Here is a 12,628-nt window from a genome sequence, read left to right as displayed (position 1 = left end):
CATGTGTTGAAGCTCTGGAGTGACAGCGAAAGGAATCCGAAGATGAAGCAACGCGCCTGTTTGATGACCCGCCGGTCGCTTGTCGGGCTGATCGCCGCGGCCGCTCTTGCAAGGCCGGCCGCGGCGGCGCCCGACGCAGCCACACTCACGGTGCACCGTGATCCGAGCTGCGGCTGCTGCGCCGGCTGGGTGCAGCATCTGCGGGATGCCGGATTTACCGTCCAGGTGGAGGAGACGCCCGACCTCGACCCGATCCGGGCTCGTCTCGGCATCCCATCGAACCTGGTCGCCTGTCATACGGCAGAGGTCGCCGGTTATGTCGTCGAGGGGCACGTGCCGGCTGCGGCCGTGCGGCGCCTTCTCTCCGAGCGTCCCAACGCGAAGGGACTCGCCGTGCCGGGCATGCCGGTGGGCTCGCCCGGGATGGAAGGCGGCACGCCGCAGCGTTACGAGGTCGTGCTGTTCGGTGCCGATGGCCAAAAGCCGTTCATGCGCTTCATCGGCGCGCAGGCGATTGATTGACCAAGGCGCGCTACCATACCGGCATGATGCACCGGGCTGTGCGGGGGCTATCCATTGAGAGCTCTTCCCTGCGGCCATCCTTCGAGACGCCCGCTTTCAGCGGGCTCCTCAGGATGAGGGCGGAGTGCGCGGCAGCGGTTTCAACGAACACTAATGCCGATGAGCCTCATCCTGAGGAGGCGCGTAAGCGCCGTCTCGAAGGACGAGGCGTGCGCACCGGCCGTGCTACAAGTCGTATGCGATAGCCTTGGGGGCTGCCTTGGTGCTGTGCGGGGGACACATTAGACGGTGCAGCGCGATGCTAGCCTATGGCTGTGGCGGATAGCGCTCGAACGCCGGCAGTTCGTGCGCATGCGCCATCCAGCGCAGGCGCTCGGCGACCTGGATCTGCATCGTGGCAGGCACGGCCTCGGGATCGTCGTAGGTCGCGCTCTGGATGTCGATGATCCCCGGCATCATGTTGGCATTGACGTAGAACAGTCCGGTTCCGCAGTCGCCGCAAAAGTGCCGCCGCCCGTGTTCCGAGGAGCGGTAAACCTTCGGCTCGCCCTTGGCCACCTTGACGGCGCTGTCCGGGTACATCGTCCAGCCGACGACCGGAGCCCCGGCATGAAGCCGGCAATCGCGGCAGTGACAAAGCGCGTGCACGATCACCTCGCCCTCGACCTCGTAACGGATTGCTCCGCAGTGACAGCCGCCCGTGATGGTGCTCATGCGTTCCTCCGATCGAAGTCGAGTTTTCAGATCGATAGCTCTCGCGCCTGGCGGCTTCAACAACGCAGTCAATTTGCGATTGCGTCGTACTGTCGCCTGACAGCTGCTGCCATTGCGGCTCTGCCCGCGAGGCTATCCTTGCGCCCGTGTGCTCTCAGGTAGCCGCAGGCGTTGCCTCACCGTCCGCGCGATCGCCGCCGGCGCTTCCTCGGGGATCGCAAAGCACGAGCTCGCGTTGATCTCGCAGAGCACATAGGTGTCCGCGCCGGCCGCATCTGTCGGCCCGTACAGGAAGTCCGCGTCCCAGATCACCGGCAATGACGAGGGCTCATCGATGCCGAGCGTTGCCATCATCTGCGGCGTCCATTCGTCCTCCATCGACCGCCGCAGCGCCTGGAATTGCGGAGCATCAGGCCCGTGCATGATCCGCGGCCCGGGCTGCGCCTCGGGCGTATCAGGTCCCTCCGGCGGCGGCGGGATCAGCGCCTTGATCTTTTGGTGTCCGAAGCCGGCGACTTTGGCGCCGCTCATGTAGCAGCGGACCATGCCGTCGGGCAGGCGTGGCTGAAACGCCTGGTCGATGATGCAGCCGCCCCAGCCGAAATAGGGCTCGCACCGGGCGAACAGGGCGTCCATCGGCATGTCCTCCGGCATGCTGCCGCGCTGCGCATGCAGCACGCGAACCATGCCGTCCGTGCCGGGCAGCGCCTCCACCTTCCAGACGCCCTGGCCGCCATTGCCGCGGTTCTGCTTCAGCACGCGTGGGCCGCTGGCACGAAGGTTCGCCGGAAACTGGCCGCGGAAGCCTGCGGCGGTGTCGTAGCGATGCGTGTCGGCGCCCCAGCCCAGATGCCGTGTCCGGTAGAGCACTTCCTTGACGCCCATCTTCAGGATGACGTCCGGATGCGCGCTCACCCATGGTCCTTGCGCTGCGACGTCGCGCAGCAGGGCGTCGAGATCGGCGCGGGTCTTGCCTTGATGGATCGGATCGACCCAGACCAGCACGCCGTCGGCTGCGAGCAATTGGTCGCGGACCGCGCCCGCAAAGCTCTCGTCGTAGATCGCCGGGAAGGCGTCGATGCCCGCGGCGGCGAGCGCCTCGAAGACGCGGACGAAGCGGCTGTTCTGCGCCGTCGTCTCGCGCCGCGCGGCAGCGTCGCCGCGCGAGAGGATGGCTAGGGTTCGGAGGGGAGGGGAGTGACGTTCGGTGTCCATGCGCAAGCTCCACGTATTTGCGTGCTGCGCAGAGCTTGGACCTGGGTCTCACGGGGAGTCTGCATCGTCCCCACCCGGAGAATGTATGTGAAACCGCCTCGTCGTTTCAAGATGGGCTGGCGAGTTCCTTTCGCAGGGGCAACTCTTCGTGACGTGGCGCGGCCGTGCGCCGGTTGACAGCCCGGTCTTGCGGGTTTTTAGTCGGCGCGACGGGGATGTGCGATCTCCCCGCGAGGCGACATGCCCAAGCATCGCGTCCTGATCACCAAGGGCGCCGCATGTCATCACACACCGCAGCTCCATTCCACAATCCGCCCGACTTGCCGGGATCGGCCGCCGCATCGCCATGGCATGCGCCTCGGCGGCGAGTCTGCTGCGTCTGGCGCGGCGGTCGGAGCCCGCCTCACCATCCGACATCACCTGGGGCAGGGACCCAGAGCTCAAGGGAGCTGATCCATGCATAAGACTGTTTCGGCACTGATCGGCGTCGCTGCCTGCTTCATCACGAGCGCTCACGCGCAGGGCATCGACTGGCAAAAGGTCGATGAGACACTGGGGCGAAAGCCGATGGTTGCGGACGATGTCCATCGCTACGGCTTTCCGCGCACCGATCTCACCGTGACTTTGGATGGTGTCACGATCAAGCCGGCGCTGGCGCTTGGCGGCTGGCTCGCGTTCAAGCCCGCGCATGGCGGAACCATGGTCATGGGTGACCTCGTGCTGCTCGAGAGCGAGGTCAACCCTGTGATGGCGAAGATGATTGCGAGCGGTCTCGAGATCACCGCCGTGCACAACCATCTGCTGCGCGCAAGCCCGGCGACCTTCTACATGCACGTCGCCGGACATGGCGACCCGGTCAAGCTGGCGTCGGCAATCCATGATGCCCTCGCCGAAAGCAAGACGCCCCTGAGCGTCGCCGCGGCAGCGAACTCGCCCTCTATCGATCTCGACACGGCGAAGCTCGATCAGATCATTGGCGTCAAGGGGCAGGCCAATGGCGGCGTCTACCAGTTCAACGTCAAACGGCGAGACCCTGTCTCCGAAGACGGCATGCTGCTGATGCCGGTCGGCGCGATGGGCGTCGCGACCGCAATCAATTTCCAGCCGACCGGCGGCGGAAAGGCGGCCATCACGGGCGACTTCGTCCTGACCAGCGACGAGGTGAATCCGGTCATCGTGGCGCTGCGGACACATGGCATCGAGGTGACGGCGCTGCACAGCCACATGCTGAACGAACAGCCGCGACTCTTTTTCATGCACTTCTGGGCCAACGACGACGCGGTCAAGCTTGCCGAAGGCTTGCGTGCGGCGATCGAGAAGACCGCCAGCAGCAAGAGCTGAGCCAAGGCATAGAAAATGCAGCGTGAGGCGTTTCAATGATCGAATGTCAGAGGTTGGGACAGCCGACGATGCGCGCCGCTTTGGCCTTTCGGTCGCGGCCGTCTGCATGGGCCAGTCTCGTCCTGGCGCTTATGCTGGCTTTGCTGATGGGAGGGAACGCCATGGCCGAAACCCTGAATTTCGACAACGCTCCTGCTGGATCGGCGCCGGCAGGCTGGACTCTCACGATGACCGGCAAGGGTGAATCGAAATGGACCGTCGAGGCGGAGCCCACGGCGCCGAGCAAGCCCAACGTCCTCAAGCAATCCGGACGGGCGACTTTTCCCGTCGCCATCAAGAGCGATACCAACATCCGCAACGGCTTCGTAGAAGTGAAGTTCAAGGCGGTGTCCGGGTCCGAGGATCGCGCCGCGGGAATCATCTGGCGTGCCAAGGACGCCGACAATTATTACGTCGTCCGGGCAAACGCGCTAGAGGACAACGTGGTGCTCTACAAGACGATCAAGGGCATACGAAGTTCGCTGGAGATCGTCGGACGCAAGGGGGGCTACGGCGTCAACACGCCGGTGCCATCCGGGCAATGGCACGCGCTGCGTTGCGACTTCGCGGGAAATCGGTTCAAGGTGACGTTTGACGGAAAGCCATTGTTCGAGGTTGAGGACGCCACCATCACGGACGCCGGCATGATCGGCCTGTGGACCAAGGCAGATAGCGTGACCTTGTTCGATGATCTGACATATGGTGAGACCAAATAGAAATTGTCCACCTCTGTCGGAGATGACCATGAGCTTTCGCCGTCTGTCGGTCGCGACGATGCTGCTGGCTGCGTTTGTCGGCCCAATGCGGGCGGAAGAGACCCTCGTCACCTACAAATCGCTCAGTCCGGAGCTGGCGCTCGATCTCGCGCGTGCCGCGTTGGATAGCTGCCGCAGCCGTGGATATCAGGTTGCCGTCGCCGTCGTCGATCGCTTCGGTATCACGCAAGTGATGCTGCGCGATCGCTTCGCTGGCTCTCACACGCCCTCGACCGCATCCGGCAAGGCGTGGACGGCGGCGTCGTTCAAAACCAGCACGACCGAACTGAACGCGATCAGCCAGCCCGGCATGATGCAGTCAGGCATTCGTAGTCTTCCCGGAGCGGTCATCATAGGGGGAGGGCTGATCGTCGAAGCAGGCGGCTCTGTGGTCGGAGCGGTCGGCGTTTCCGGCGCTCCGGGCGGTGACGCGGACGAAGCGTGCGCGAAAGCCGGGATCGAGGCCATTCGCGACAAGCTGGAGTTTTGAGGGGCGGAGGATTTCAGATCATCCGCTAAGTATACGTGTCCGTCTGCAACGCGATCGAGAACCCGTCGCCGATCGCGGCATTGATTGGCACGTCTCGCAATCCCGCTGGCGCCTTCTGCCGCTGCCAACGCTGTTCCTGAAATCTAAGACACCTGCGAGACCAGCGAGCGGCCTGATCGCTCCTGCCAACCGCAGACCAAGGAACAGACCATGCAAGCATCCCCACTATCCCGTCGATCCGCCATCTTCCTGCTGATGGCAACCCTGAACATCGGACTGATGCCGATGGCGCATGGCGAGGCGCCGGTCCCCGACGCGATCGTCGGGACCTGGGAGGCAGACGACGGCACCGTGAAGCTCGACATGTTCAAGGCCGGCGCAGAATTCCAGGCGCGCATGCTCTACGGCAACGAGATCGTGGAGGCGGACAAAGTCACCTTCAAGAAGGACGCCAAGAACCCTGACCCCGCGCTGCGTTCGCGGTCGCTAAAGAACATCGTCTTCATCACGGGCTTGCACTGGGAAAATGGCGAGTGGAGCGGCGGCTCGATCTATGACGCCTCATCGGGACGCACCTACAACTGCAAGGCAGCCGTCAAGGACGGCAAGATGCATCTGCGAGGCTATCTCGGCCTGCCGGCGATGGGACAGACCCGCACATTCCACCGCGTTCGCGGATAGCGGCATTCCGTCAATCCCTAGCCGTTCTGCCGAAGCGCGGTCACCCGGACCGCGCTTTTTTCCTGCGAGACCAGCAGCTTGAGCGGTCGCCAGGATTGGCGCTTTGTGCAACTCTATTGGCGCGCTTGGTCAGTCAATCCGTACCGAGGAGGCGGCAGGATAAGGATCGGAACGAAGAGAGGTTGACATGTTCGAAAGATCGAAAAGAACCGCGCTCGTCACCGGAGCCTCCTCCGGCATGGGCAAGGAAATCGCAAGGCGTCTGATCAAGGACGGCTTTCAGGTCTTCGTCGCCGCGCGGCACGTCGACAAGATGGATGACCTCGTCAAGCTCGGGGCGCGGTCTCTGCGAATGGACATCTCGAATGAGAGCGAGATCCAGGCGTCGGTCGATGCCATCCTGCGCGAGGTGGACGGGATCGATGTGCTCGTCAACAACGCCGGCTTCGGCCTCTACGGTCCCGTCGAGGAGGTCGGCATCGACGAGGCGCGTTACCAGTTCGAGGTGAACCTGTTCGGCGCCGCCCGCCTGACGCAGCTCCTGCTGCCGAAGATGCGCGAGAAGCGCGCAGGCACGATCGTCAACATCACCTCGATGGGCGGCAAGATCTACACGCTCCTGGGCGCCTGGTACCACGCAACCAAGCATGCGCTGGAAGGCTGGTCCGACTGCCTGCGGCTTGAACTGGCGCCATTCGGCATCAAGGTCGTCGTCGTCGAGCCCGGCCTGATCGAGACGGGATTCGGCGATGTGGTCGCCAATGGCCTGCTCAAACGATCGGGTGAAGGCCCTTACGCCAAACTGACCCAGGCGGTCGCGAAATCGACCCGTGAAGCCTATGGACAGGGACGCGGCACCAATCCGAGCGTCATCGCCGACATCGTGTCGAGGGCGGTGACGGAGCCGAAGCCGCGCACGCGCTACGTTGCAGGCAAATATGCGCTTCCCATGATCAAGATTCGCGAATGGTTCGGCGATCGCATGTTCGATCGCGTCATCATGAGCCAGATGCGCTAAGGTTCAGTCATGAGCGGAACGGCGGCGGACAGGTGCAAGATTCCCCGGGCCTTTTGGCAGGCCGTTGAACATATCGGCGTGCCGCCGGCCGTGCTGTTGCGGCAGGCGAAGCTGCCGGCAACCTTGCACCTGAACGATCAGGGGCAGGTCACCACGGTGCAATATTTTGCGCTCTGGCGAGCGCTGGAGGAGCTGAAGCCGGAGCCGGGGCTCGGCTTGATGCTGGTGCAGAGCGTCGAGACGGCGGTGCATCCGCCGTCGAGCCTCGCTGCTTTCTATGCAAGGGACTATCGCGATGGACTGAACCGCCTCGCGCGCTTCAAGCGGTTGTGCTCGCCCGAACAGCTGCACGTCGAGGATGGCAAGGACGAGTGCGTCGTCACGACGGAGTGGCCGTACGCAACGGATCCGGAGCCCGCGATTACGACCGACGTGACCTTCGCCTCGCTGGTCGAGCTCGGGCGCCGTGGTACGGGACAGCATCTGACGCCGAAGCGGGTCGAGCTGGTTCGTCCTCGCTCCAAGAGCGACGTCCACCAGAAATATTTCGAATGCCAGATCCGCTATGGCGCGGCGCGGAACCTGCTGGTCCTGAAATCCGCTGACCTCGATCGTCCGTTTCCCGGGCACAACAAGGAGTTGCTCGAAATCCTGACGCCGGCATTGGCGTCGGCCTTGGGCGAGCTGGAGGCGCGCAGCTCCGTCAGGGAGCAGGTGAAGGTCGTCCTCAAGCGGAGCCTTGCGAGCGGACGGCCCGAATTGTCCGACGTCGCGCGCGATCTCGGCTTAAGCGAGCGGACTCTTCAGCGCCGCATCACCGAGGAAGGAACGAGCTTCCGCGAACTCCTCGTCGAGGCGCGTCAGGAGCTCGGGCGGCAGCTTCTGTCGGATCCGACGGCTGACATCGACGAGGTCGCGTGCCTTCTGGGTTATCAGGACGCAAGCTCGTTCTATCGCGCTTTCAGGTACTGGGAAGGCGTGACGCCGAGCCGCTGGCGCGAGCTGCACGGCAACAAGATTCACTAATCATCCAAAATCCGAACGCAGCTGACATTGAAGTGACGGCGAGAGCGTCTCCTCAATGAACGCTGGATTGTTGCGATCAAGATGGAGCGATCGATGGGAAGGCAATCAAGCAAAAGTATGAGGCGCATTGCGTTGCGCGCTGGTTTCGTTCTGACGCTTGCAGTGGCGGGCGCGCTGGCGTTCGTCAAATTCGAGTATGGAGGCGGTACGCTCTATCCCGACATCGGCTCTGACAACCCGCAGGGGCTGACCAAGCTTGAGAAGCTGATTCAGCTCGACTACCCGCCTGGCAACGTGGCCGTCGCTCCCAACGGACATGTCTACTTCAACTACCATCCCATCGCTCGCGCCGGGCGATTTTCAGCCGCGACGATGTTCGAATGGGCTGACGGAAAGATCACGCCGTTTCCATCGATGGAGAGTCAACGGGATTTCCAGGGAAGCTTCGGCATGACCATCGACCACCAGAACCGTATCTGGCTGATCGAACCCGCCAGCCTCGATTTCCAGCACACGCGTCTGTGGGCCTTCGACCTGACGACGCGCGAACGCGTCGCATATTTTGAGTTTCCCGGTAAAGAGGCTCAGTTCGCGCAGGATCTGCGAGTGACCGCCGATGGCAAATACATCCTTCTGGCTCACACCGGCATCCTGCGGTTCACCGCCCCGAAGCTTATCGTCTATTCCGTGGAGGACCACAGCTTCCGGACTGCGCTGGCGGAACATCCCTGCACTTTGCCAGAGAATTGGCTGATGCAGACGCCGTTTGGCGTCTACCGCATGGGCTACGGTCTCGTGAATGTCGCCGCCGGGCTCGATGGAATCGAGATCAGCCCCGATCAGAAATGGGTCTATCTCGCCGGCATGACCAATTCGCATCTGTGCCGGGCCCCACTTTCCGCCGTCGTGGACAAGACTCTCGCACCTTCGGACGTTGCTAGGAAGGTGGAAGTTCTAGGGCCTAAGCCCATGAGTGACGGCATCACGGTGGACACGGCGGGCCATGTCATCCTGACCGATGTCGAGCACGGCGGCTTGATGGCATTCGATCCCGAGACCAAAGACATCAAGACATTGGTGCGCTCGCGCGATGTGATATGGGCCGATGGTGTGGCGGCTGGACCGAGCGGCTCTCTGTACTTCACGGACAGCGCGCTGTCGGCCTACATGGGCCAATTTGCCGGACCACCGCCTCGGGACCGATTGCTCGCCCGTCAGCCGTACTTCATCTACCGGCTCAAGCCGTAGGCCGCGGCCGCTCCTGCATCCTCTTTGGCGCTTGCTGCAGCTTCGGTGGCGCCGTCTGTCACTGCCGTGTGTCCACGCCGACGATACGAAAAGCTGGAAAGTCGGCGTTCAACCAATCGAGGATATCGCATGTCTGGCAAAGTCTGGTTCATCACCGGGGCATCCCGCGGCTTTGGCCGCGTCTGGGCGGAGGCCGCCCTCAAGCGTGGCGACAACGTGGCTGCCACCGCCCGCGTTCTGGCTGACGTGGCCGATCTTTCGGAAGTCTACGGCGATGCCGTGCTGCCGATCGCCCTGGACGTGACCGATGCCCATGCGGTGCAGAATGCCGTGACCCGGGCTCACGCGCATTTCGGACGGCTGGACGTCGTGCTCAACAACGCCGGCTACGCGCTGGTCGGGGCGATCGAAGAGGCACACGAGGCCGATGTCCGTGCTGAGTTCGACACCAATTTCTTCGGTACCCTTCGCGTCATCCAGGCCGCGCTCCCCTTGCTGCGACGGCAGGGCAGCGGCCACATCATCGGCGTGTCCAGCGTTGCGGGCATCGTCGCCGGGCCCATCACCGGGTTCTACAACGCCTCGAAATTCGCGATCGAAGCTCTCCATGAAAGCCTGGCCCAGGAGGTCAAGGGTTTCGGGTTGAAAGTCACGCTGCTCGAGCCTGGCGCCTATGCGACGGGGTTCGCCAGCACGGCCTCGCTCAGGATCGCGCCCGTCATCAACGCCTACAGCAACACGCGGGCGGAGGTGTTTGCCGCCGGCGCCAAGCTGGATTTTGGTGAGCCGGAGGCGACGGCCGATGCGATCCTGAAGATCGTCGACGCCGAGAATCCGCCATTGCGGTTCTTTGTCGGAACCGAAGGTCTGCCGCGCGCCCGGGCCGCCTATGCCGATCGCCTCGCGATGTGGGAAGCGTGGGAACCCCTTTCCAGCGCGGCTCAGGGCGAGGCCCGGCAACACAACATCGCATCGTAGTCGCACCAGCCCTTTCCGGACAGGATCGCTCCCTTCGCCAGCGGGAAACAGAGAGGATCGCAATGAACGCGACCGCAGTTGCAGACTTCTTCCAGTTCTTCCGCTCGTACCTGTCCAATCCCTGGCAGGTCTCCGCCATCGCGCCATCGGGCCAGTCACTGGCGCGCCTGATGACGCAGGAGATCACGCCGGGGACTGGGCCGGTGATCGAGCTCGGGCCGGGCACCGGGATCTTCACCAAGGCGTTGCTCCGGCACGGCGTCGCGGAGCGTGACCTGTTGCTGATCGAATACGGTTCGGATTTCGTCCGCCTGTTGCAGGAGCGCTTCCCGAGAGCGCGCGTGCTCTGGATGGATGCGCGCCAGCTAAGTCAGTACGAGCCGTTCATGGCGCCAGCCGCGGCCGTCGTCAGCGGCCTTCCGCTCCTGTCGATGTCGCCGCGCAAGGTGATCGCGATCCTGACGGGCGCCTTCCGCCACATGCAGGAGGGCGGCACGCTCTATCAGTTCACCTACGGACCGCGCTGCCCGGTGCCCCGGCCCATCCTCGACCGTCTCGGGCTGAAGGCGAGCCTGGTCGGGCGAACCGCGCTCAATATTCCGCCGGCATCGGTTTATCGCATCCGTCGGCGACGGCAGTTGCAATCGCAGGCCGGAACGCCTTATGCCTGAGGCCGTCTCACTCGTGCCGCCAGATTTTCACTGCCGAAACGACCAGGATCACAGCCAATCCCGGCAGAAGAATCGAATTCGGGACGACGCCAAGAAGCAGACCGCCGATGAATGTGCCGATGATGGATCCAATCGCCATTGCGAGCATGAACCGCCAATTCGCGCGCAGCACCGAAAAGCTCTGATCGCGACTATAGCGCGCAAATCCCACCAGCATTGTCGGCAGGCTCACCGCCAGTGAGAGGCTTCCTGCCAGCTTCACGTCCGCGCCGAACAACAGGATCAGGGTGGGGATCAGGAATTCACCTCCGGCAACGCCGAGTAACGATGCCACGATCCCGATCATAAAGCCCGCTGCGATGCCCGCGACGATCAGGCTCGCGCCGGTCAGCGCCGGAATGGTCGCGGCCTCGTTGCCGTGTGCGAACAGAAGCATGCCCGCGATCACGAGCAGCAGGACGGCAATGATCCTGTACAGCGTCCCGGACTCGAGACGCGTCGCCCAGGACGCCCCGGCGTAGGCGCCGACAAGGCTGCCCGCCAGCAGGTTCAGGATGATCGGCCAATGGGCATGTATCTCCGCGAACGGAACGACGCCTGCGCGAAACGGCAGCGCACTCGCCACCACGATCAGGCTCGTCGCCTTGTTGAGAACCACGGCTTCAAGGCCGCGAAACCTGAATAGACTGATGAGCAGCGGCAGCCGAAATTCCGCGCCACCAAGACCAATGAGGCCGCCCAGAGTGCCGATGATTGCGCCCGAGCCGAACGCGGCGGAATTGTTTCGCATGGACACGACAGAAAAATGCGCTGGTGCGCAAATGAACGAGCCCGTAATCCGTCGTGGCGGGGAGCTTCACACCTGCTTACGGCAGGGCGTGGGGCGAGCAGGACCTTAGTCGGTTATGCCGCCCCCTGTAAATATGGCCCCTGTTCGCCCAAGTTGAGATCGACACAGCGGAAAGAAGCGGGAAAGAACGGTATCACCCTGCGGACAGGCTTACGGGTTCACGCAACTCCGGCAATGACTGTCGAAGAATCTGGAATGCAGACCAGAGGAACAATCCAGCCATGATGGCGGCCACGATGAGGTCGGGCCATTTGGACGTTGTGAGCCACACGGCTGCTGCCGCGATCATCACCGCGACGTTGCCGATGGCATCGTTGCGCGAGCATAGCCAGACTGAACGCACGTTGGCGTCTCCGTCCTTGTATCTTATCAGGAGGAGCAGGCTGGTCACGTTCGCGGCGAGGGCCAGGAAGCCGATTGCACCCATCAGCTCGGCGCGAGGAATGCCAAGCACGAGAACATGGTAGGCAGTCGAGCCAAATACCCACACGCCCATCAGAAACAGCGTGAAGCCCTTGAAGAGAGCGGCCTTCGCCCTGGTGGCCGCAGCCGCTCCGATTGCTGCGAGCGTGATCCCATAGGTCAGTGCATCGCCCAGGAAATCCAAAGCGTCGGCCTGTAGTGCATTCGATCCGGCGAGGTGTCCGCCCCCTGTCTCGACGAGGAACATGCCGGCATTGATCCCAATCACAGCCCAGAGCCGCCGCTTGTAATCGGGCGAGAGCCCCTCAAATTTGACGTCGCTGCCGCAGCAGCTACCGCAACTCGCCATGGCGATCTCCGTATGGACCATGGTCCATTAACACATTCGGGAGCGACAGGCTCCCTTTCCACCCGCCGTATGGACCGGCAGGGATCATGGCACTCTGTTCTCCGGCATGAAAAAACCCGCGGCGGATTTCTCCGCGCGGGTGTGTGACGCGCTTTTCGATGCTGGCATTCTGCCAGTGTTTTGCCCGACGAGTCAAAGCCGAGCAATGCGACGGGGAGGGACCGTCTCGGTCCGGCAAACGCCCGCCTGATGCCAACTCAAAATAGCGAATGATTTCAACACCCCCGCTACTGTGCATGGGGTTGTTT

Annotated in this window: 14 protein-coding genes; 10 read left to right on the top strand and 4 right to left on the bottom strand. The window is 63.1% G+C overall.

All coding sequences use genetic code 11. From position 1 onward, the window contains the following. The first annotated feature begins 42 nt into the window (after positions 1-42). A complete protein-coding gene (locus tag ACNJYA_RS25930) occupies positions 43-522 on the top strand; it encodes a DUF411 domain-containing protein (RefSeq protein WP_439363734.1) in 480 nt (159 codons plus the stop codon). A gap of 306 nt (positions 523-828) precedes the next feature. On the opposite strand, the gene ACNJYA_RS25925 is transcribed toward ACNJYA_RS25930, so the two are convergent. After that, positions 829-1,236, bottom strand: a complete 408-nt coding sequence (locus tag ACNJYA_RS25925; protein ID WP_439363733.1) for a GFA family protein — start codon at positions 1,234-1,236, stop codon at positions 829-831. A 132-nt stretch (positions 1,237-1,368) separates the two neighbouring features. Further along, positions 1,369-2,451 (bottom strand): Cj0069 family protein, encoded by a 1,083-nt coding sequence (locus ACNJYA_RS25920; protein WP_439363732.1) that lies wholly within the window; start codon positions 2,449-2,451, stop codon positions 1,369-1,371. A gap of 456 nt (positions 2,452-2,907) precedes the next feature. On the opposite strand from ACNJYA_RS25920, the gene ACNJYA_RS25915 reads away from it, so the two are divergent. The 9 genes from ACNJYA_RS25915 (at position 2,908) to ACNJYA_RS25875 (ending at position 10,698) form a co-directional block, all read left to right on the top strand. Further along, positions 2,908-3,792 carry a DUF1259 domain-containing protein gene (locus ACNJYA_RS25915; RefSeq protein ID WP_439363731.1) on the top strand — a complete coding sequence of 295 codons (885 nt, stop codon included), beginning with the start codon at positions 2,908-2,910 and terminating at the stop codon, positions 3,790-3,792. Between the two features lie 161 nt (positions 3,793-3,953). Then, on the top strand, positions 3,954-4,547 hold the full coding sequence (locus tag ACNJYA_RS25910; RefSeq protein ID WP_439400940.1) for a family 16 glycoside hydrolase: 594 nt from the start codon (positions 3,954-3,956) through the stop codon (positions 4,545-4,547). Positions 4,548-4,575: 28 nt separating this feature from the next. Continuing rightward, positions 4,576-5,076, top strand: a complete 501-nt coding sequence (locus tag ACNJYA_RS25905) for a GlcG/HbpS family heme-binding protein (RefSeq protein ID WP_439363728.1) — start codon at positions 4,576-4,578, stop codon at positions 5,074-5,076. 210 nt (positions 5,077-5,286) lie between these two features. Then, positions 5,287-5,757: a DUF2147 domain-containing protein gene (locus ACNJYA_RS25900; RefSeq protein WP_439363727.1), complete on the top strand. Its 471-nt coding sequence runs from the start codon at positions 5,287-5,289 to the stop codon at positions 5,755-5,757. A gap of 187 nt (positions 5,758-5,944) precedes the next feature. After that, positions 5,945-6,775, top strand: a complete 831-nt coding sequence (locus ACNJYA_RS25895; protein WP_439363726.1) for an oxidoreductase — start codon at positions 5,945-5,947, stop codon at positions 6,773-6,775. 9 nt (positions 6,776-6,784) lie between these two features. Further along, a complete protein-coding gene (locus ACNJYA_RS25890) occupies positions 6,785-7,801 on the top strand; it encodes an AraC family transcriptional regulator ligand-binding domain-containing protein (protein ID WP_439363725.1) in 1,017 nt (338 codons plus the stop codon). A 93-nt stretch (positions 7,802-7,894) separates the two neighbouring features. After that, entirely contained in the window at positions 7,895-9,049 is a 1,155-nt protein-coding gene (locus ACNJYA_RS25885) for an L-dopachrome tautomerase-related protein (protein WP_172784213.1), read from the top strand. A 129-nt stretch (positions 9,050-9,178) separates the two neighbouring features. Then, positions 9,179-10,027, top strand: a complete 849-nt coding sequence (locus tag ACNJYA_RS25880) for an SDR family NAD(P)-dependent oxidoreductase (RefSeq protein WP_172784214.1) — start codon at positions 9,179-9,181, stop codon at positions 10,025-10,027. A gap of 62 nt (positions 10,028-10,089) precedes the next feature. Continuing rightward, entirely contained in the window at positions 10,090-10,698 is a 609-nt protein-coding gene (locus ACNJYA_RS25875) for a class I SAM-dependent methyltransferase (RefSeq protein WP_172784215.1), read from the top strand. A 7-nt stretch (positions 10,699-10,705) separates the two neighbouring features. On the opposite strand, the gene ACNJYA_RS25870 is transcribed toward ACNJYA_RS25875, so the two are convergent. Further along, positions 10,706-11,488 carry a sulfite exporter TauE/SafE family protein gene (locus ACNJYA_RS25870; RefSeq protein WP_212256936.1) on the bottom strand — a complete coding sequence of 261 codons (783 nt, stop codon included), beginning with the start codon at positions 11,486-11,488 and terminating at the stop codon, positions 10,706-10,708. A 193-nt stretch (positions 11,489-11,681) separates the two neighbouring features. Further along, entirely contained in the window at positions 11,682-12,320 is a 639-nt protein-coding gene (locus ACNJYA_RS25865) for a cation transporter (RefSeq protein WP_439363723.1), read from the bottom strand. Between the last annotated feature and the right edge of the window lie 308 nt (positions 12,321-12,628).

It is taken from the genome of Bradyrhizobium sp. BLXBL-01, assembly GCF_051853025.1.
In the GTDB taxonomy this organism is placed as follows: Bacteria; Pseudomonadota; Alphaproteobacteria; order Rhizobiales; family Xanthobacteraceae; genus Bradyrhizobium.
The sequence above is the reverse complement of the archived record's forward strand: the minus strand, read 5'-3'. Positions and strand labels throughout refer to the sequence as shown.

Excerpts from the sequence above, each read along its gene's own strand:
- ACNJYA_RS25930 (WP_439363734.1), top strand. The coding sequence starts at position 43 with ATGAAGCAACGCGCCTGTTTGATGACCCGCCGGTCGCTTGTCGGGCTG.
- ACNJYA_RS25925 (WP_439363733.1), bottom strand. The coding sequence starts at position 1,236 with ATGAGCACCATCACGGGCGGCTGTCACTGCGGAGCAATCCGTTACGAG.
- ACNJYA_RS25920 (WP_439363732.1), bottom strand. The coding sequence starts at position 2,451 with ATGGACACCGAACGTCACTCCCCTCCCCTCCGAACCCTAGCCATCCTC.
- ACNJYA_RS25915 (WP_439363731.1), top strand. The coding sequence starts at position 2,908 with ATGCATAAGACTGTTTCGGCACTGATCGGCGTCGCTGCCTGCTTCATC.
- ACNJYA_RS25910 (WP_439400940.1), top strand. The coding sequence starts at position 3,954 with ATGGCCGAAACCCTGAATTTCGACAACGCTCCTGCTGGATCGGCGCCG.
- ACNJYA_RS25905 (WP_439363728.1), top strand. The coding sequence starts at position 4,576 with ATGAGCTTTCGCCGTCTGTCGGTCGCGACGATGCTGCTGGCTGCGTTT.
- ACNJYA_RS25900 (WP_439363727.1), top strand. The coding sequence starts at position 5,287 with ATGCAAGCATCCCCACTATCCCGTCGATCCGCCATCTTCCTGCTGATG.
- ACNJYA_RS25895 (WP_439363726.1), top strand. The coding sequence starts at position 5,945 with ATGTTCGAAAGATCGAAAAGAACCGCGCTCGTCACCGGAGCCTCCTCC.
- ACNJYA_RS25890 (WP_439363725.1), top strand. The coding sequence starts at position 6,785 with ATGAGCGGAACGGCGGCGGACAGGTGCAAGATTCCCCGGGCCTTTTGG.
- ACNJYA_RS25885 (WP_172784213.1), top strand. The coding sequence starts at position 7,895 with ATGGGAAGGCAATCAAGCAAAAGTATGAGGCGCATTGCGTTGCGCGCT.
- ACNJYA_RS25880 (WP_172784214.1), top strand. The coding sequence starts at position 9,179 with ATGTCTGGCAAAGTCTGGTTCATCACCGGGGCATCCCGCGGCTTTGGC.
- ACNJYA_RS25875 (WP_172784215.1), top strand. The coding sequence starts at position 10,090 with ATGAACGCGACCGCAGTTGCAGACTTCTTCCAGTTCTTCCGCTCGTAC.
- ACNJYA_RS25870 (WP_212256936.1), bottom strand. The coding sequence starts at position 11,488 with ATGCGAAACAATTCCGCCGCGTTCGGCTCGGGCGCAATCATCGGCACT.
- ACNJYA_RS25865 (WP_439363723.1), bottom strand. The coding sequence starts at position 12,320 with ATGGCGAGTTGCGGTAGCTGCTGCGGCAGCGACGTCAAATTTGAGGGG.